Origin of the sequence: Salinicola socius (assembly GCF_001937195.1) — a bacterium.
Lineage (GTDB): Bacteria > Pseudomonadota > Gammaproteobacteria > Pseudomonadales > Halomonadaceae > Salinicola > Salinicola socius.
The window spans coordinates 13,598-31,635 of sequence record NZ_MSDO01000012.1; the positions used below are offsets into that span (position 1 = coordinate 13,598).

Below are 18,038 nucleotides of genomic sequence, written 5' to 3' on the forward strand. Positions count from 1 at the left end.
GCCATGTCCCTCGAACTCAAGCGGTGAGCGCTTCGCGCAGACGTTGCAATCGACCGCGTACCGACCCGTCGATGACGGTGTCGCCGGTACGCAGGATCACGCCGCCTAGCAGCTCGCGGTCCACTTGAGTGGTAATGGAGATTTCACGATTCAGGCGCTTCTTCAGAGCCTCGACGAGGACGTTCTGCTGCGCGTCATCCAGTTCGAAGGCGGAAACGATGGTGACATCGACCCGCTTCTCTTCCTGGGCGCGCAGCGCCTCGAACTCGTCATAGATGTCAGGCAACGCAGCCAGACGTCCCTTTTCGCCGACGAGGTGCAGGAAGTTACCTACTCCCTCGTCGAAGGGTTCGTCACCGCAGACTTCCAGCAGCAGACGCGTCTTGTCGTCAGCCGTCAGCCGCGGGTTGCCGAGAATGCGTTCACGGACATCGATGTCACCGGCCACCTGGGCAACCAGCGACAGACTCTGGGACCACGCTTGGAGCGCCTTTTGATCGCGCGCGAACTCGAACGCCGCTTTGGCGTAGGGTCGAGCGACGGTAGACGATTCAGCCATGGTGCGCCTCCTTAGAGCTCGGCAGCGAGCTTGTCGACGAGCTCACGATGCTTGGCTTCGTCGATGGAGGACTCCAGGATGCGCTCGGCGCCGGCCACGGCCAGCAGCGACACCTGGGCACGCAGCTCTTCCTTCGCGCGATTGATCTCCTGATCGATTTCGCTGCGAGCGCCTGCAATGAGGCGCTCGCCTTCGGCTCGTGCGTTGTCACGGGCTTCTTCGACGATCTGATTGGCCCGCTTGTTGGCCTGTTCCAGGATCTGCTGCGCCTGCTCCTTGCTTTCCCGCAGTGTCTCGTCGGCTTTTTCCTGAGCCAGTTCGAGATCACGGGTCGCACGGCTGGCTGCATCCAGTCCATCGGCAATCTTCTTCTGTCGTTCCTGCAGGGCCTGCATGACCGGCGGCCATACATACTTCATGCAGAACCAGACGAAGACTGCAAAGGCAATGGCCTGACCAATCAGTGTAAGGTTCAGATTCACGCCAGCACCTCTCGCGTCACGGGTTTGGGGTTAGGGTCACCGGAGGCCACGCGGGCCGGGAGGCGACGTTAACCGACAAACGGATTGGCGAAGGTGAAGAACAGAGCGATACCGACACCGATCATGGTCACGGCGTCGAGCAGGCCGGCGACGATGAACATCTTGACCTGCAGCTGCGGAATCATTTCCGGCTGACGCGCAGCGCCTTCCAGGAATTTGCCACCGAGGATACCGAAGCCGATGGCGGTGCCGAGGGCACCCAGGCCGATCAGCAGAGAAACGGCAATTGCGGTCATGCCCAGAACTTGTGCTTCCATGGTTCTCTCCAGTTTCAGTCGAGTCTTGCTCAGTCGAGTTTTACAAGGGTCAGGGGTTAACGGGAAACGCTACTCAATGCTGCTCTTCCGTCGCCATACTCAGGTAGACGATGGTGAGCATCATGAAGATGAAGGCCTGCAGCGTGATGATCAGGATGTGGAACACCGCCCACGGGAAGTGCAGCGGGAGCTGCCACAGTCCGACCATGGCTATCAGGATGAAGATCAGTTCGCCGGCATAGAGGTTGCCGAACAGTCGCAACGCCAGCGAAACCGGTTTGGCCAACAAGGTAACGAGTTCAAGCAGTAAATTGACCGGAATCAACAAGATCTGGGCGAATTTGTTGGGCGTATTGAACGGGTGCAGCGTCAACTCCGCGATAAAACCGGACAGGCCCTTGGAACGAATGGAATAGAAGAGAATCAGTGCGAAAACCGACAGCGACATGCCAAGCGTGGCGTTGATGTCGGTAGTCGGCACGACCTTGAAATAGACATGCGCCGGATCGGCGCCGAACCAGGCACCGACTTTCTGCGCCAGCATCGGCAGAAAGTCCACCGGCACCAGATCCATGATGTTCATCAGGAAGATCCAGCAGAAGATCGTCAGCGACAGCGGCGCGATCAGGCGGCTCTTGCCGTGGAACGTCTCGCGCACGGAGCCGTCGACGAATTCGACCATCATCTCGACGAAGTTCTGCAGCCCGGTAGGAACACCGGTGGAGGCACGCTTGGCTACCGAGCGGAACAGCCACAGGAATACGACCCCGAGTCCGATCGACCACAACATGGTATCGACGTGGATGGCCCAGAACCCCATCGCCTTGGCATCGGCAGCGGAATGAGCCATCGACCAGCCACTCTCCGGATGCAGACCGAACGTCATGTTCTGCAAATGGTGCTGGATGTACTCCGTACTCGTCATGTTGTTGCCAGCCATGGTTCAGCCTCGAGATTGAATGTGTGACGGACGGCGCAGGAGCAAAGGCCCCATCCAATGCGCCAGCAGCGTCACCACATAAGCGCCAAAGAAGAAAGCGGGGTTTGAGGGGGGCACGGCCACGAACACCAGCGTGAACAGTACCGCCGTCAAACCGAACTTGCCGGCCTCGGCGTGGTAGAAACTCTTGACGATGTATCTGGCCTGCGCCGCACCCTGATAGCGAAAGGCACGCCAGGCAAAGAAGGCGTTGGGGATAGCGGCAACAAGGCCACCGGTCACGGCGGAAAACGCCGTTCCTCGATCCCAGACACCCCAGCCGATGAGGGTCAGCCCCATCACCACGCCGCACTGTAACAGGATCAACCCCGCGATTCGCGGTCTTGGAAGCTTGGCCGGTGCCGCTGGTTGCATGGCGTCGGTCTCGCCGTTGATTCCTGGAACGTTCTTGTCGTTGCTAATTCGATGTCTGCGTTTGGCGTCAGCCAGGCAAATCTCGGCGGATTATAGAGAAGCGGTCATGTCGCTTCAACCGAACCTGCACCGAACTGAAGCGTCTTTTCGAGTAAACGATCACGAAAAGCGCGTAAATTCCGTTAACGCGCTAAATGTTTTGACAGCTCGAAACGCCAACGGTCAGTGGTGATTCAACGAATGTGGCCGAGTATGCCATCCAACTCGTCGAGACTGGTGTAACGAATGGTGACGCGCCCTTTGCCGGACGAGTTGTGATGAATCTTGACCGGCGCACCGAGCAGATCGGCCAGGCGATTCTCGAGCCGTCCGACATCCGCCGGCGGCCGCTTGCCTTCAGCCCGGTTCTGGCCGCTGGCAATCTGCTTGACCAGTGCCTCGGTCTGGCGAACGGTGAGTTCTCGGGCCACGACTTCATGCGCGGCATGGCGCTGCTTGGGGGCCGGCAGGCTGAGCAGGGCGCGGGCGTGCCCCATATCCAGGTCACCGCGTTCGAGCAGGGTCAGCACCTGCGGATCCAGCGCCAGCAGGCGCAGCAGGTTGGCGACCTGGGCACGCGACCGCCCCACTGCGTCGGCGACCTGCTGCTGGGTCAGTTCGAACTCGTCGAGAAGACGCTTGAGCGCCATCGACTCTTCGACCGGATTGAGATTCTCGCGCTGGATGTTTTCGATCAGGGCCAGCGCCAATGCGACCTCGTCGCTGACGTCGCGGATGACCGCCGGGATCGTCTCGAGCTCGGCCAGCTGCGACGCTCGCCAGCGCCTTTCGCCGGCGATGATCTCGTAACGCTCTGCGCCAATTTGTCGCACCACGATCGGCTGCATGACGCCCTGCGCCCGGATCGAATCGGCCAGTTCTTCCAGCGCTTCGGGCTGGATATCGCGTCGCGGCTGATACTTGCCTCGAGTCAACTGACGCAATGGCAGGCGTTCGAGCCGCTCTTCGGCAGCTTGGGATTCCGGGGGAACCTGGGCAGGTGACGGCGTCGTCGAACCGGCTTCCGACGACAGGCTGTCGCGGCGACGGGCACTGGAACCGATCAAGGCATCGAGGCCGCGACCCAGGGGGCGTTTGCGCGTCGTCATGGGGTGTTCCTCGCAGCAGTCATCGTCATTACAGCGCCAGCCGGCGAATCAGTTCCTTGGCCAGTACGCGATGCGCCTGGCTGCCGCGCGAGAGTCGCGCATACTTGGTCACCGGCACGCCGTGACTGGGCGCTTCCGCCACGCGAACGTTGCGCGGGATGGTGGTCTTGAGCAGGGAATCGCCGAAATACTGACCGAGCTGCTTGCTGACGTCTCGAGTCAGGCTGTTGCGCGGGTCGTACATGGTTCGCACGATGCCGAAGATCTCGAGCGCAGGATTCACGCTCTCCTGAATCTGTTCGACGGTATCGAGCAGCGCCGACAGCCCTTCGAGCGCATAGAACTCGCACTGCACCGGAATCAGCACCCCATGAGCGGCAGTCAGGGCGTTGACCGTCAACATGTTGAGCGAGGGCGGGCAGTCGATCATGACCACGTCGTAATCGTCGGCGACGCTTTCGATCGCGCTCTGCAGCACCCGCTCGCGGCCATCGCGATCGAGCAGATCGACCTCGGCGGCGGTCAGATCGCCGTTGCCCGGCAACAGCGCGTAACCGGCCACGGCGCAGTCGACGATCACCTCGGCGGCGCTCTTGTCGCCAAGCAGCACATCAAGCACGCTGCCGTCGAGATCATGCTTGTCGACGCCACTGCCCATGGTGGCATGGCCCTGCGGATCGAGATCGATCAGCAGCACGCGGCGATCGAGTGCCGCCAGGCAAGCCGCCAGATTGACCGCGGTCGTGGTCTTGCCCACGCCGCCCTTCTGATTGGTCAATGCGATGATTCTGGTCACTGGCGACTCCCTTCGTCGAGACTGATCCTGTGGATCGCGAGCGATCCGCTAGCGCTAATCCGGCATGGCGTCGCCGCCGCGGTTCATCACCCCTTTGCGGGTGACGAGCGTGCCAAGCCGAGCCTACTGCCGATACTCCGCATCATCGACCCGCCCGAGGCGAAGCAACTGACGTTCGACGTCATCGACACCGGGTACCGCCAACGCGAGCCGTTGATGGACCACGACGGCGGCCGGCAGCGATTCGAGCTCGCGGGCTTCGAGCCCCCCTTTCATCGCCAGCCACTCACCGCCTCTGGCCAGCAACGGCTCGGTGAGTCCGATGAAGTCGCCGAGTGCCGCGAAAGCGCGCGAGATGATCTGATCGAACGAGGCATCGAAAGATTCGACCCGAACCTGCTCGCAGCGCACGTTGTCGAGCCCCAGTTCCATTACCGCCTGACGCTGGAAACGGACTTTCTTGCCATTGCTGTCCAGCAGCGTGACCTGAAGTTCGGGATCGAGAATCGCCAACACCAGGCCCGGAAAACCCGGCCCGGCACCCACGTCCAGCAAGGTGGGCCCTGTTACCGCAAACGCGACGCTGGCACTGTCCAGCAGATGGCGGCTGACCATCGCCTCGGGCGAGCGCACTGCGGTGAGGTTATAGGCGCGATTCCACTTGTGCAACAGCGCGAGCAGCGCAAGCAACCGCTCACGCTGCTGGCGCTCGACATCGACGTTCAGCGTCGCCAGACCCTCGTCCAGCAGGCGTTCGCAGATCGGCGTCATGCGCGCAATGCCTGGCTGTCGTCGATCAGCCGCCGCTTCTTGAGGTGGATCAGCAGAATCGAGACGGCAGCCGGGGTCACGCCGGAAATCCGCCCGGCCTGACCGAGCGTCTGCGGTCGCACCTGTTCGAACTTCTGACGGATCTCGTTGGAGAGCCCATCGACCTTGGCGTAATCCAGCGATGCCGGCAGCGGTGTCGCTTCGTGGCGCCGCAGGCGGTCGATCTCATCCTGCTGACGCGCGATATAACCCTCGTACTTGGCTTCGATCTGGACCTGTTCGGCAACCGGCTCCTCGCTGACGGGCTCGCCCTTGAGCGATGCCACTTCGGCGTAGGTAAGCTCGGGACGCTTGAGCAGCTCCATCAGGCTGTACTCATGCGACAGCGGCTGGCCGAGCTTCTCGGCCACGCGCTCTCCTGCCGGCGTCTTCGGCTGAATCCAGGTCGAACGCAGTCGCGCGCTCTCCTGCTCGATCCTGTCTCGCTTGGTGGCGAAGGCCGACCAGCGATGATCGTCGACCAGACCCAGTTCGCGACCGGTCGGCGTCAGCCGCAGATCGGCGTTGTCCTCGCGCAGCAGCAGGCGATATTCGGCGCGCGAGGTGAACATCCGATAGGGCTCCTGCGTGCCCATGGTGATCAGATCGTCGACCAGCACACCGAGATAGGCCTCGTCGCGGCGCGGCCACCAGGCATCCTCACCTAGCGCCCGCCGAGCGGCGTTGAGTCCCGCCAGCAGCCCCTGGGCACCGGCTTCCTCGTAGCCTGTGGTGCCATTGATCTGACCGGCGAAAAACAGGTTGTGGATAAATTTGGTTTCCAGCGAGTGCTTGAGATCGCGCGGATCGAAATAATCGTATTCGATGGCATAGCCGGGCCGCGTGATATGGGCATTTTCCAGACCGACGATCGAACGCACCACCTGCAGCTGGACGTCGAACGGCAGCGACGTGGAAATCCCGTTCGGGTAGAGCTCGTGGGTATCCAGGCCCTCCGGCTCGACGAAGACCTGATGGCTGGTCTTGTCGGCAAAGCGGTGAACCTTGTCCTCGATCGACGGGCAGTAACGCGGCCCGACGCCTTCGATCACGCCGGAATACATCGGCGAACGGTCGAGATTGGCGAAGATGATCTCGTGGGTGCGTTCGTTGGTATGGGCGATATGGCAATCGACCTGACGCGGATGCTGGTCGCGGCTGCCCAGATACGACATCACCGGCAAAGGCGTATCGCCAGGCTGGCGTTCGAGCTTCGAGAAATCGACGCTCTTGGCATCGATCCGCGGCGGCGTCCCGGTCTTAAGCCGATCGACCCGGAACGGCATTGCCCGCAACCGGTTTGCCAGCGCATTGGCCGGCGGATCGCCGGCTCTGCCACCCGCATGATGATCCAGTCCGATGTGGATCACGCCACCCAGGAAAGTTCCCGTGCACAGCACCACGGTATCCGCCATGAAGCGAATCCCGGTCTGGGTCCTGACGCCAACGACGGTCTCGTTTTCCACAACCAGATCGTCGACACCCTGCTGGAACAGCGTGAGATTGGGCTGGTTTTCCAGCATGCCGCGAATGGCGGCCTTGTAACGAACCCGATCGGCCTGGGCTCGAGTGGCACGAACCGCCGGTCCCTTGCGTGAATTGAGCACGCGAAACTGGATACCGGCCAGATCGGTTGCCTGAGCCATGGCGCCACCCAGGGCGTCGATCTCCTTGACCAGATGGCTCTTGCCGATCCCGCCGATGGCGGGGTTGCAGGACATCTGGCCCAGCGTCTCGATGTTGTGCGTCAACAGCAGGGTGCGGGCGCCGCCGCGGGCCGCTGCCAGAGCGGCTTCGGTGCCAGCGTGACCACCGCCGATCACGATGACCTGAAAACGGTCTGGATATTCCACGTTTTACCTCACGAGGTGCTGAAACGATTAGCTCGAACTGGCACCCGACAGGGAATGGATCTCGAAAAGCCGCCCAGTATAAACCTCCTGTGGGTAACCGTCAGGGGTTTTCCACACCCGATTGGCTGTGAGCCACTGGTCGACAGAGTCATTATTAATAAATGAGAAATATATAAAGAAGTTCTGTTGTGGTAGTAACTAATGGTGTGGACATTTTCAGTGGATAAGTCGAAATACTCTATAGATTCCGAAAGCTTGCATTGTTATTCGATTGCTTGACAAGCATGGGGCATGCTGCTGACAGAGGCGTTGATTCCTGTGGACAGAAGCTCGCTTTGTGCACAGCCCGGTCTGCACACGTGTTATCCACCGCTGCGTACGTTACCTGTTACCGCGGTGGTCAACACCCCCCCGATCGTTCGCCAGCGTCGCGTGAGTCGGGGCTGCAGCAAGATCGTCAAAAAAACTATCCACAGGCGGAAAAAGCCGTTCTGGATAACCTGAAACGACAAATATCGATCTTTCCGAACGGATTTTCTGGTTCTGGAAAGCGGGAATGAGCATCCCGGGTTGGCTGGAAGGTCCAGAATCGGCCCAATCGATGAAGAACGGCGAGTCGGACAGTCGAAGGAAAAGACGGAAATGTGAACGGAAAATGGTTCGAGTCCGAATCGGACTGCAAACGGAACGGAAGGGCGATCGACATCAGGGGACGGCGCTGAGAAAAGCGCCAGGGAAAGGCGAGCGCGAGAAGCGAGACAGGCAGCGTTGCGGCGAGCAGGCAGCGGTCGTGACTCGGTCGTCAAATAGGTATTTGCGGAACTCGATGGAAGGATCGATCCATCAAACAGCGTACAGCGGGCAGGCGGCTTGAAGAGAACCCTCAAGCCGCGCACGGCCCGGTTAATCGATTAGTGCTTGAGAACCCGTGAGAGGAACGCTTGAGTGCGTTCATGCTGGGGCTGATCGAACAGTCGATCGGGCGGCCCCTGTTCGACGATCTGGCCTTCATGCACGAAGACCACGCGGTCGGCGACTTCCCGGGCAAAGCCCATCTCGTGGGTGACGATCATCATGGTCATGCCGTCATTGACCAGTTCGCGCATGGCGTCGAGAACCTCGCCGATCATCTCCGGATCCAGCGCCGAGGTCGGCTCGTCGAACAGCATCAGCCGCGGCTCCATCGCCAGCGCCCTGGCGAGCGCCACGCGCTGCTGCTGGCCCCCGGAGAGCTGCGTCGGATACTTGTCGGCCTGATCGGAGATGCCGACCCTTTCGAGTAGCTTGTCGGCGGTGACCTCGGCCTGCTGACGCGTCATGCCACGGACCTTGCGGGGCGCCAGGGTGACGTTGTCGCGGATCGACAGATGCGGGAACAGATTGAACTGCTGGAACACCATGCCGACTTCGGTGCGCACGGCCTGCAGCGATTTGCCGCTGGCGCCATTGGGCATCAGCGTCTTGCCGTCGACCTCGATGCGGCCGGACTGGAACGGCTCGAGTCCGTTGACGCAGCGAATCAGCGTCGATTTTCCCGAGCCGCTGGCACCGATGATCACGACCACCTCGCCCTGGGCGACGCTGAGATCGATCTCCTTCATCACGTGCAGGTTACCGAAGTGTTTGTTGACCCTGTCGAGCCGCACGATCGGCGATGCCTCGGCCGTCTGAGCGGTGCCCTGGTTGCTTACGCGATCGTTCATCCCACCAACCCCTTGCGTTCGAGCAGACTCAGAGCCAGTGACAGACTCAGAGTGATCGCCAGATAGAGCAGCGCGATCATGAAATAGACCTCCAGCGCGGTGAAGGTATTGGCGATATAGACCTGACCCTGGCGTACCAGCTCACCGACGCCGATCACCGAGAACAGCGAGGTATCCTTGATGCTGACGATGCCTTGATTGCCGAGTGCCGGGATCATGCGGCGCAGCGCCTGTGGCCAGATCACGTAGCGAAAGGTCTGGGGCGGGGACAGCCCCAGCGACAGGCCGGCTTCGCGCTGGCCACGCTCGATCGACTGTACGCCACCGCGCACGATTTCGGAGATGTAGGCGCCGGCATTGAAAGCAATGGCCGCGATACCGGCGGTCAGCGCGTTGATGGGGCCACCGAGCAGCGTGGGCAGGCCATAGAAGATGAACAGCACCTGGACCAGCACCGGCGTACCGCGGAATACTTCGATATAGACCACGGCGGGGAATCGCAGCCAGCGTGTCGGGCTGATCCGCATCAATCCGAAGACGATGCCGACGACAAAGCCGATGGCCAGGCCGGCGAAGGAGATGAGCAGGGTGTAGGGCAGGCCCTTGAGAAGAAAAGGCAGCGAGTCGATCGCCGCCTGCCAGTCGAACTGGAAGTTGAACTCCACGAGGTGTCTCCGTTGGCAACGAGAGCAAAGACCTCAGTGCCGCGCGCCGAGGTCTTTCATGACGGTTTTTGCCGTCAAGGTATCCAAAAACATCAGGGGCCGACGCTGATGGCGCCGGCCCCCGATCAGACATGATCGATCATTCGGCGTCCGGCGCCGCGCCGAACCACTTCTCGTGGATCTCGTCGTAGGTGCCATCCTCGTGCATGGCTTCCAGCGCCTTGTTGGCAGGCTCGACCCATTCGCTGCCCTTGGCGAAGGCGATACCGTACTGCTGGCCTTCATACAGCGGGCCGACGGTCTTGACCTTGCCCTGGCCCTTGGTCTGGGCAAAGTAGCCGACGTTGGGCGCATCGTAGAAGACGGCATCGGCACTACCGCCCATCAGAGCCATGTACATGTCGGAGCTGCCCGGGTATGGCGTGATCTCGGCGTCGTCGCCCAGCTTCTCCTGCAGGTAGTCGTAGCTGGTGGAACCGATCTTGGTGGCGATGCGCTTGCCTTCGAGATCATCCAGCGAGGCGACGTCGCTGCCATCGGATACCAGAATGCGAAGACCGGAATCGTAGTAGGGATCGCTGAAATCGACGATCTCCTGACGTTCGTCGGTGATGGTGATGCCGGCAATGGCCAGATCGACGTTGCCGGTCTGCACCGCCGGGATGATGCCGTTGAAGTCCATGGTGTTGAGGTCGACCTTGAAGCCGGCGCGGTCGGCGATCTCGTGGAGGATGTCCATATCGAAGCCGACCATCTCGCCACTGTCCTGATCCATCATTTCGAACGGCACGAAGCTGGGATCGGTGACGGCCTTGAGCGTGGTGTCCTGGGCAAAGGCCAGGCTCGAAGCGCCCAGGGAGAGGGCGAGGGCGGGAATGGCGAGCCAATGGCTCAGGGTGATGTTGTTTTTCATAAGTTCCTCAGATCTCTGATCGATTAGGACAATCGACGACTACCTTGAGGAATCTTGTTACTGAACGTCAAGTCGACCTAGGTTTCGTTCGACAATGCCTGCGCCCGGCCAGATCGCGTCGGCAATCCACTCGAGAGGCGCATTTACCCCTCGTTGACGCCGATTTTTAACCCCGTATGGGCGAACTCAGGCAGTTTTCAGACAGTGCCTAGACCGAGAACGAGGCCCCGCAGCCACAGGTGGACTGGGCGTTGGGATTCTTGATGATGAATCTGGCCCCGGCCAGGCCTTCTTCGAAATCCACCGTCGAGCCGACCAGATACTGGTAGGAGAGCGAGTCCACCACCAGGCTGACGCCGTCGTTGTCGATCACGGTGTCGTCTTCGGCGGCTTGGTCGCCGAGATCGAAGCCGTACTGAAATCCCGAACAGCCACCGCCGGTGACGTAGACCCGCAGCTTGAGGCTCGAATTGTTCTCTTCGGCAATCAATGCCTTGACCCGCCTGGCGGCGGCGTCGGTGAAGAACATCGGGGTTGGAGCGAAAGACTCCACTGTGCTCATCGTCACGCTCCCGTGCGTGCCGGCCCTGGAATGCGACCGATCTGTCGAAAATGAAATGGGGCGGAAATCCACCCGGTTGGCGACCATTATCGTTAATACCGAGTAAAAGGGTCAACTAATCGCTTGCCTGACGGCGAGTGTCGTTTCGGTAGTGCCGTTTTCATCGTTCCTGCGTTCCCGTCTTGCCAGTCCCCCGTCTGGCAACGCCCGACCCCGATCGGTGTATGATGACATTCCCGTTAACCGCTCGAACGGTATGGCTATCCGTCTGGATGGCCGTCGTGCACGAAGGACGACATGGCGATGTATCGCGCACGAAAGACGAGCGATCCGGATCGGGCAAGGAGATGGGTTTGTCACGCGTGCCGCGGTTCATCCCCCGACGTCCCAGCCTCGAACGCTTTCGGCGTCAGCTGGCGAGCGTCGATGCCATGCCGCAGCTGTGCCTGCTGGGTATTCTTGCCGGTATTCTGACCGGCACCGTCATGGTCGTCTTCCGGCTGTTGCTGGAATTCGGCGCGCTGTTTTTCATCCCCGGCGACAATCCGGAAGCCTTCGAGACCCTGTCGCCCGCGTTTCGTGCGGCATTGCCGCTGGTCGCCGTCACCCTGATCGGTATCTGGCTATGGCCGCAACCCAGCCGCGCGCTGAAGATGGGAATCGGCCATGTCATCGAGCGGCTGGCCTACCATCAGGGCAAGATGCCGCTGCGCAACTGGATCAATCAGTGGTGGGTCGGGGTGATCTCGGTGATCGGTGGGCTGTCGGCCGGGCGTGAAGGGCCGGCGATCCATCTCGGTTCGGCGGCCTCGAGCTGGATCGGATCGCGCCTGCGTCTGCCTCATAACAGTCTTCGCGTGCTGGTGGCGTGCGGTACCGCGGCGGGCATTTCTGCCTCGTTCAATACCCCGATCGCCGGCGTCATCTTCGCCATGGAAGTGGTGATGATGGAATACACCATTGCCGGATTCCTGCCGGTGATTCTCGCCGCCACCATGGGTGCGCTGGTCTCGTGGGCGGTCTACGGGGCCGAGCCGGCGTTCAGCGTGCCGCCGCTGCAGCTCAACTCGCTGCTGGATCTGCCCTGGATCGTGCTGACCGCGCTGGTGGTGGGCATGCTGGCCGGCGGATTCGTTCGTCTTTCGCGGGGGCATCCAGCGATCGTTCGGATTCCTTTTGCCCTGCGCCTGGCGATCATCGGTCTGCTGACCGGCGCCGTGGCGTGGTGGTATCCCCAGGTTCAGGGTATCGGCTACGACAGCCTGGAACAGATGCTCAACGGGCCGATGGCGCTGGATGTGCTGCTGGTGCTGGCGGTGGGCAAGCTGGCGCTGACCGGGCTCTGCATGGCGGGCGGCGTGCCGGTGGGCGTGATCGGACCGATGCTGGTCTCCGGCGCCGCCGTGGGGGCGGTGATGGGGATGATCGGCGGAACGCTGCTGCCAAGCGTGGTCACGACGCCGGACCTGTATGCCGTGCTCGGCATGGCCGCGATGATGGGAGCGGCATTGCAGGCACCGTTGGCCGCATTGCTGGCGCTGCTGGAGCTGACCCGTAATTCGGCGATCATGCTCCCCGGCATGCTGGCGGTGGTGGTGGCGGTACTCACGGCGCGTCAGCTCTGTCGTTGCCAGGGATTTTTCCTGTCCAGCCTCAATCAGCAGGGACTTCACCCGCTGCAGCAGCCACTGATGCAGGCGCTGTCACGAGTCGCCGTGCCGGCCGTGATGGAGCGCAATCTGGTGCGTACACCGCGAGTCATCGATCACGACCGGGCCAAGGCGCTGCTCGATTCCAAGCCGACCTGGCTGGTGATCATCCAGGAGGGCAAGGACAAGCCGCCGCTGGCGATGAAGGCCGCCCATCTGGCACGGGTGCTGCACGACGACGCATGGCTTGCCGAGCACGAGCAGATCGATCTCGAGGAGGTTCCGGGTCAGCGCCTCGATCTGGCGCCGGTTCATCTGGAAGCGACGCTATCCGAGGCCTACGACACGCTCAATGAATCCGGCCTCGACGCGCTCTACGTCGAGCACACCACGGCGCCGATGATCCGCAAGATTTCCGGTATCATCACTCGCGAGGCGATCGAGAACTATTATAGACGTAAACGTTGATATAGACGTAAGCGTTGATATAGACGTAAGCGTTGATATAGACGTAAGCGTTGATATAGACGTAAGCGTTGATATAGACGTAAGCGTTGATATAGACGTAAGCGTTGATATCGACGTAAGCGTTGATATCGACGTCAACGCTCCAGCCGCACAGATGCGACGTCCGAATGCACGTCGTGCAGCGGCTCTGCAGGCCGAACCGGACGTCATACCGAGCGATCGACGAGGAGAGCTTCCATGCGAGAAATGACCGGCTACCTCGCCACAAGGCCCCTGGCGGAGACAGACGTCCCGGGGAGGGGAGCATGATTCGCTATGCCGACAAGCCCGTGGTAATGGTTCTGGCAGGCCACGACCCCACTGGCGGTGCGGGACTGGTCGCGGATGCCGAGGCCGTTCGAGGTTGCGGCGGCTGGCCGGTGACCGTGCCTACCGCGATGACCGTGCAGTCGACCCGCGACGTGATCAGCGTCGAGCCTTCCCGTGGGGATTTCATTCGTCGGGCTGCGCGAGCCCTGTTCGACGATTTCCGCATTGCCGCGATCAAGGTCGGGCTGATTCCCAATCTCGAGGTGCTGGAGGCGGTGATCGATGTCGCGCGCATGAGTCCGGGCACGCCGTTGATCGTCGACCCGGTTCTCCGGAGCGGCGGTGGCTCCGAGTTATCCACACCCGGATTGCTCGAACCCATTCGTCTTCGTCTGCTACCCCTTGTGGATATCCTGACGCCCAATCGACGCGAGTTGACGCTGCTTGCCGCCATCGGCGATACCGATGAAGTGGCGAAGGTGGTCGAGGTGATGTCACTGGGTTGCGCTGCCGTGCTGGTCACCGGCACCGACCCGCTGGACGATGAGTCGATGTCGGGTAACGTGGTGCATACCTTGCATACCCCGGAGCTCAATCGTCAGTGGCAGTGGCCCCGGTTGCCAGCCGACTATCATGGCTCGGGATGCACGCTGGCATCGGCGCTGGCCACTCGGCTGGCCGTTGGCGAAGGGCTGGCCGCGGCCTGTGCCCAGGCTCAGCGATTTACCTGGGATACCCTCGACAACGGTCTGGCGCTGGGTCAGGGCCAGTACCTGCCGGACCGGGTCTGGCGTGCGCCCGACTTCGATGCCACGCTGGAATGATGCAACGGCTTATGAATCAGGGACTTTACGCGATCACCGACAACCACCTGCTGCCGGATGATCGAACCCTGCTCGGGGCCTGCGAAACGGCGCTGGAAGCCGGTATCGTGCTGTTGCAGTATCGCGACAAGTCCTCGGACGCGGATCGTCGTTGGCGCCAGGGGGATGCGCTGGCGGCGCTCTGCCAACGCCATGCGGTGCCGTTGATCGTCAACGATGACCTCGAACTGGCGTTGCGACTGCAGCAGCGCTGGGGCGCGATTATCGGCCTGCATGTCGGGCAGGATGACGTGTCGTTGGCGACCGCGAGACACCGTCTGGGCGAAGGTGCCATCATCGGTGCTACCTGCCATGACGCCCTGGCCCTGGCGAATGCGGCGGCCGACGCCGGTGCCAGTTATCTGGCGTTCGGGCGTTTTTTCGCCTCGCGAACCAAACCGGGGGCGCCGCCGGCGTCGTTGACGATACTCGATGCGGCAGCGCCGTTGGGGCTACCCCGAGTGGCGATCGGCGGTATCGACGCCACCACCGCGGGTCGGGCTCGCGCCGCGGGTGCCGAGATGCTGGCGGTGGTCCATGCTATTTTCGGTATGCCGGATATCGCCCGGGCGGTGCGTGAGCTCAATGTCATTGTTGCCGACGCATCCCACTCGAATTCTGCCATCGATGGCACATCTGTCATCGATCCATGCTAGAGAGAACACCATGACGACATCCGCCGAACTGTTCGAACGCGCCTGCCGACATATTCCCGGCGGCGTCAATTCCCCGGTCCGTGCCTTCAAGGGCATGTTGCAGCCGCCGGTCTTCGTCGAGCGTGCGCAAGGCGCTTATCTGTTCGACGTCGAGGGCAAGCGCTACATCGACTACGTGGGTTCCTGGGGACCGATGATTACCGGTCACGCCGATCCTGAGGTGTTGAACGCGGTTCGCGAGCGACTGGACAACGGCCTCTCCTTCGGCACGCCGACGGCGATCGAGACCACCATGGCCGATCTGATCTGCGACATCATTCCCTCCATCGACATGGTGCGAATGGTCAATTCCGGCACCGAGGCAACGATGTCGGCGATCCGTCTGGCACGCGGCTATACCGGCCGCGACAAGATCGTCAAATTCGAAGGCAACTATCACGGTCATTCAGACTCGCTGCTGGTGAAAGCGGGCTCCGGGGCGCTGACTCACGGCGAGCCCAGTTCCCCCGGCGTGCCTGCCTCGCTGGCGGAGCACACCATCACGCTGGCCTACAACGACATCGAAGCCGTGCACGAATGCTTCGAGGCCATGGGCGAGCAGATCGCCTGTATCATCGTCGAACCGGTCGCCGGCAACATGAACTGCATTCCGCCGCAGCCCGGCTTCCTGGAGGCGCTGCGCGAGGTGTGCGATGGCCACGGCAGCGTGCTGATCTTCGATGAGGTCATGACCGGTTTCCGCGTGGCACTGGGCGGGGCCCAGGCGCATTACGCCATCACGCCGGATCTGACCTGCCTGGGCAAGATCGTCGGTGGCGGCATGCCGGTGGGTGCCTTCGGCGGCAAGCGCGACATCATGGAGCAGATCTCGCCGCTCGGTCCGGTGTACCAGGCCGGCACGCTATCGGGCAATCCGCTGGCCATGGCCGCGGGTATCACCCTGCTCGGCAAGATACGCCAGCCCGGTTTCCATGCGGCGCTCTCCACTCGCGTGGAAACCCTGTGCGAGGGCCTCGAGGCGAGGGCTCACGAGGCCGGTATCGACTTGATCACGCAGCGTGCCGGTGGCATGTTCGGGCTATTCTTCACCGCCCAGCAGCGGGTCGACAATTTCGCCCAGACCATGGCCTGCGACGCGCAGGCCTTTCGCGATTTCTTCGCGCACATGCTGGAATCCGGCGTTTACCTGGCACCTTCCGCGTTCGAAGCCGGATTCATGTCGAGCGCGCACACGCATGACGATATTCAGACGACCTTACTGGCCAGCGAACGCGCGTTCGCCGCCATGCGTCAGCAATGAAACACGAACGCGACTGACAGGGAGACGACGCATGAGCCGAACGCTGATACAGGCGCTCAAGGAGGGTGACGGGTTCGATCATCCGGTGGGCGCCGTCGAAGTGTTCGAAACCCCCATTTCGTGGGTGGTATCGACGGGTGACTACGCCTACAAGATCAAGAAGGCGCTGGATTACGGCAGCTTTCTCGATTTCTCGACCCTGGAGAAACGGCGTCGCCTTTGCGAGCAGGAAGTCGCGCTGAATCGGCGTGTCGCGCCAGCGCTCTACCTCGGCTACGTGGCGATCTCGGGGTCCGAGACGTCGCCGCGGGTCAATGACGACAGCGCGCCGATCGAGTATGCCGTCAAGATGCGCCAGTTCAGCAGCCGCCATCTGTTGAGTTCGCTGCAGGCCAGCGGCGAGCTCTCGGCCGAGCTGATCGACGACTTGATCGATCAGCTCGTGGCGCTGCACGAGTCGGCTGCCAGTGCTTCCGGCGATAATCCGCTGGGTTCGCCGCCGAGCATTCGCGACATGCTGGTCGACGAGTTCGATACGATCGAACCGCTACTGGAAGCGCCGCAGGACCGGGAGCAACTGGCCCAGGTCAGAACGCTGACGCTGGAGAGCTTCGCTCGCCTCGAACCGCTTCTCGAAGAACGTTGGAAAGGCGGTTTCATCCGCGAGAGTCACGGTGACATTCATCTCGGCAATGCCGTGCGCTTCGAAGGCAAGGCGACGCTGTTCAACGGTATCGAGTTCAACGATCGCCTGCGCTGGTGCGACGTCGCCTGCGAACTCGCCTTTCTGATCATGGATCTGGAAGCCCGTGGCGAACACGAGTTTGCCCATTACGCGCTCAACCGATATCTCGAGCTTTCCGGGGATTATCAGGCGGTTCGTCTGCTCAATTTCTACAAGCGTTATCGTGCCCTGCTGCGCGCCAGGATCGAACTGGTCAGGGATCATGACGCGGGGGTCATCGATGACCTGCCCGGGGGCGAGCCGATCGAGGTCTTCCGCCGTTATCTGAGCCTGGCTCAGGCGTACAGTGAATTCCGCTTCCCCTATCTGATTCTGGCGGTCGGCGTTTCCGGCAGTGGCAAGAGCCGATTCACCGAGGAGATCGTGCGCCGTCTGGGTGGCGTACGGATTCGCTCCGATGTCGAACGGAAACGGCTCTTCGACTTCACGGCAGCGCCCGACGAAGCCGATGCCGTCTATAGCGAACAGGCTACCGACCAGACCTATCGCCGTCTCGCCGAGTTGACGGGTACCGTCCTCGAAGCGGGTTTACCGGCTTGCATCGATGCGACCTCGCTGTTGCGGGAGCAGCGCAAGCGACTTCGGTTCGAGGCCGAAAAACGTGGGCTTCCGGTGTTGATCGTCAGTTTCGAAGCGGACAGGGCGACACTGCGAGCCCGCATCGTCAAACGTGCCAGGCGCAGTGGGGAGCCTTCGGAGCGGAGTCTGTCGATTCTGGAGCAGCAACTGGGGCGCTTCGAGCCGTTCGCCAGCGACGAGACGACGCATCTGGTGCATCTGGACACCACGGCGCCGGATGCCAATCTGACGCTGGCATCGTTGATTCAGGAACGGATGCGTCTTAACTGAGAATCCCCGGGGAAACCGCGTTCCAGCGGTTTCCCGG

At 61.7% G+C, this 18,038-nt stretch carries 19 protein-coding genes; 5 read left to right on the forward strand and 14 right to left on the reverse strand.

Annotation, left to right across the window (positions count from 1 at the left end):
• Nucleotides 1-16: 16 nt before the first annotated feature.
• From BTW07_RS09975 to erpA, 13 genes are all read right to left on the reverse strand, one after another.
• Nucleotides 17-559 (reverse strand): F0F1 ATP synthase subunit delta, encoded by a 543-nt coding sequence (locus BTW07_RS09975; protein WP_075570035.1) that lies wholly within the window; start codon nt 557-559, stop codon nt 17-19.
• An 11-nt stretch (nt 560-570) separates the two neighbouring features.
• On the reverse strand, nt 571-1,041 hold the full coding sequence (locus BTW07_RS09980; protein ID WP_075570036.1) for a F0F1 ATP synthase subunit B: 471 nt from the start codon (nt 1,039-1,041) through the stop codon (nt 571-573).
• Nucleotides 1,042-1,109: 68 nt separating this feature from the next.
• Nucleotides 1,110-1,358: a F0F1 ATP synthase subunit C gene (gene atpE, locus BTW07_RS09985; protein ID WP_011508579.1), complete on the reverse strand. Its 249-nt coding sequence runs from the start codon at nt 1,356-1,358 to the stop codon at nt 1,110-1,112.
• 73 nt (nt 1,359-1,431) lie between these two features.
• The gene (atpB, locus tag BTW07_RS09990) at nt 1,432-2,298 is read right to left on the reverse strand and encodes a F0F1 ATP synthase subunit A (protein WP_075570037.1); all 867 of its coding nucleotides are present in this window, start codon (nt 2,296-2,298) and stop codon (nt 1,432-1,434) included.
• Between the two features lie 3 nt (nt 2,299-2,301).
• Nucleotides 2,302-2,712, reverse strand: a complete 411-nt coding sequence (locus BTW07_RS09995) for a F0F1 ATP synthase subunit I (RefSeq protein WP_075570038.1) — start codon at nt 2,710-2,712, stop codon at nt 2,302-2,304.
• Between the two features lie 233 nt (nt 2,713-2,945).
• On the reverse strand, nt 2,946-3,860 hold the full coding sequence (locus BTW07_RS10000; protein ID WP_075570039.1) for a ParB/RepB/Spo0J family partition protein: 915 nt from the start codon (nt 3,858-3,860) through the stop codon (nt 2,946-2,948).
• A 28-nt stretch (nt 3,861-3,888) separates the two neighbouring features.
• Nucleotides 3,889-4,656, reverse strand: a complete 768-nt coding sequence (locus BTW07_RS10005; RefSeq protein ID WP_075570040.1) for a ParA family protein — start codon at nt 4,654-4,656, stop codon at nt 3,889-3,891.
• A gap of 123 nt (nt 4,657-4,779) precedes the next feature.
• Nucleotides 4,780-5,427 carry a 16S rRNA (guanine(527)-N(7))-methyltransferase RsmG gene (rsmG, locus tag BTW07_RS10010; RefSeq protein ID WP_075570041.1) on the reverse strand — a complete coding sequence of 216 codons (648 nt, stop codon included), beginning with the start codon at nt 5,425-5,427 and terminating at the stop codon, nt 4,780-4,782.
• Nucleotides 5,424-7,319, reverse strand: coding sequence for a tRNA uridine-5-carboxymethylaminomethyl(34) synthesis enzyme MnmG (gene mnmG, locus BTW07_RS10015; RefSeq protein WP_075570042.1), 1,896 nt, complete (start codon nt 7,317-7,319; stop codon nt 5,424-5,426). The genes rsmG and mnmG overlap by 4 nt, the downstream gene beginning before the upstream one ends.
• Before the next feature lie 911 nt (nt 7,320-8,230).
• A complete protein-coding gene (locus BTW07_RS10020; protein WP_075570043.1) occupies nt 8,231-9,022 on the reverse strand; it encodes an amino acid ABC transporter ATP-binding protein in 792 nt (263 codons plus the stop codon).
• Nucleotides 9,019-9,687: an amino acid ABC transporter permease gene (locus tag BTW07_RS10025; RefSeq protein ID WP_075570044.1), complete on the reverse strand. Its 669-nt coding sequence runs from the start codon at nt 9,685-9,687 to the stop codon at nt 9,019-9,021. The genes BTW07_RS10020 and BTW07_RS10025 overlap by 4 nt, the downstream gene beginning before the upstream one ends.
• Nucleotides 9,688-9,826: 139 nt before the next feature.
• Nucleotides 9,827-10,600 (reverse strand): transporter substrate-binding domain-containing protein, encoded by a 774-nt coding sequence (locus BTW07_RS10030; RefSeq protein WP_075570045.1) that lies wholly within the window; start codon nt 10,598-10,600, stop codon nt 9,827-9,829.
• Nucleotides 10,601-10,808: 208 nt separating this feature from the next.
• Entirely contained in the window at nt 10,809-11,162 is a 354-nt protein-coding gene (gene erpA / locus BTW07_RS10035) for an iron-sulfur cluster insertion protein ErpA (RefSeq protein ID WP_075570046.1), read from the reverse strand.
• 362 nt (nt 11,163-11,524) lie between these two features.
• Between erpA and BTW07_RS10040 the strand changes: the two genes are divergently transcribed.
• Nucleotides 11,525-13,279, forward strand: a complete 1,755-nt coding sequence (locus BTW07_RS10040; RefSeq protein ID WP_425272032.1) for a chloride channel protein — start codon at nt 11,525-11,527, stop codon at nt 13,277-13,279.
• On the opposite strand, the gene BTW07_RS19635 is transcribed toward BTW07_RS10040, so the two are convergent.
• Nucleotides 13,236-13,586 (reverse strand): hypothetical protein, encoded by a 351-nt coding sequence (locus BTW07_RS19635; RefSeq protein ID WP_144076888.1) that lies wholly within the window; start codon nt 13,584-13,586, stop codon nt 13,236-13,238. The two genes, BTW07_RS10040 and BTW07_RS19635, sit on opposite strands and share 44 nt — an antisense overlap.
• On the opposite strand from BTW07_RS19635, the gene thiD reads away from it, so the two are divergent.
• The 4 genes from thiD to BTW07_RS10065 are packed head-to-tail and all read left to right on the forward strand — an operon-like array spanning nt 13,585 to nt 18,001.
• A complete protein-coding gene (gene thiD / locus BTW07_RS10050) occupies nt 13,585-14,412 on the forward strand; it encodes a bifunctional hydroxymethylpyrimidine kinase/phosphomethylpyrimidine kinase (protein ID WP_075570047.1) in 828 nt (275 codons plus the stop codon). The genes BTW07_RS19635 and thiD overlap by 2 nt on opposite strands.
• 11 nt (nt 14,413-14,423) lie before the next feature.
• Nucleotides 14,424-15,107: a thiamine phosphate synthase gene (gene thiE, locus BTW07_RS10055; RefSeq protein WP_244158344.1), complete on the forward strand. Its 684-nt coding sequence runs from the start codon at nt 14,424-14,426 to the stop codon at nt 15,105-15,107.
• Nucleotides 15,108-15,117: 10 nt separating this feature from the next.
• Nucleotides 15,118-16,407 carry a glutamate-1-semialdehyde 2,1-aminomutase gene (gene hemL, locus BTW07_RS10060; RefSeq protein WP_075570049.1) on the forward strand — a complete coding sequence of 430 codons (1,290 nt, stop codon included), beginning with the start codon at nt 15,118-15,120 and terminating at the stop codon, nt 16,405-16,407.
• A 31-nt stretch (nt 16,408-16,438) separates the two neighbouring features.
• Nucleotides 16,439-18,001: a bifunctional aminoglycoside phosphotransferase/ATP-binding protein gene (locus BTW07_RS10065; protein ID WP_075570050.1), complete on the forward strand. Its 1,563-nt coding sequence runs from the start codon at nt 16,439-16,441 to the stop codon at nt 17,999-18,001.
• The last annotated feature ends 37 nt before the right edge of the window (nt 18,002-18,038 follow it).

Coding starts and splice junctions, on each gene's coding strand:
- BTW07_RS09975 (WP_075570035.1), bottom strand. CDS start 559: ATGGCTGAATCGTCTACCGTCGCTCGACCCTACGCCAAAGCGGCGTTC.
- atpE (WP_011508579.1), bottom strand. CDS start 1,358: ATGGAAGCACAAGTTCTGGGCATGACCGCAATTGCCGTTTCTCTGCTG.
- atpB (WP_075570037.1), bottom strand. CDS start 2,298: ATGGCTGGCAACAACATGACGAGTACGGAGTACATCCAGCACCATTTG.
- BTW07_RS09995 (WP_075570038.1), bottom strand. CDS start 2,712: ATGCAACCAGCGGCACCGGCCAAGCTTCCAAGACCGCGAATCGCGGGG.
- BTW07_RS10000 (WP_075570039.1), bottom strand. CDS start 3,860: ATGACGACGCGCAAACGCCCCCTGGGTCGCGGCCTCGATGCCTTGATC.
- rsmG (WP_075570041.1), bottom strand. CDS start 5,427: ATGACGCCGATCTGCGAACGCCTGCTGGACGAGGGTCTGGCGACGCTG.
- BTW07_RS10020 (WP_075570043.1), bottom strand. CDS start 9,022: ATGAACGATCGCGTAAGCAACCAGGGCACCGCTCAGACGGCCGAGGCA.
- BTW07_RS10030 (WP_075570045.1), bottom strand. CDS start 10,600: ATGAAAAACAACATCACCCTGAGCCATTGGCTCGCCATTCCCGCCCTC.
- erpA (WP_075570046.1), bottom strand. CDS start 11,162: ATGAGCACAGTGGAGTCTTTCGCTCCAACCCCGATGTTCTTCACCGAC.
- thiD (WP_075570047.1), top strand. CDS start 13,585: ATGATTCGCTATGCCGACAAGCCCGTGGTAATGGTTCTGGCAGGCCAC.
- BTW07_RS19635 (WP_144076888.1), bottom strand. CDS start 13,586: ATGCTCCCCTCCCCGGGACGTCTGTCTCCGCCAGGGGCCTTGTGGCGA.
- thiE (WP_244158344.1), top strand. CDS start 14,424: ATGAATCAGGGACTTTACGCGATCACCGACAACCACCTGCTGCCGGAT.
- hemL (WP_075570049.1), top strand. CDS start 15,118: ATGACGACATCCGCCGAACTGTTCGAACGCGCCTGCCGACATATTCCC.
- BTW07_RS10065 (WP_075570050.1), top strand. CDS start 16,439: ATGAGCCGAACGCTGATACAGGCGCTCAAGGAGGGTGACGGGTTCGAT.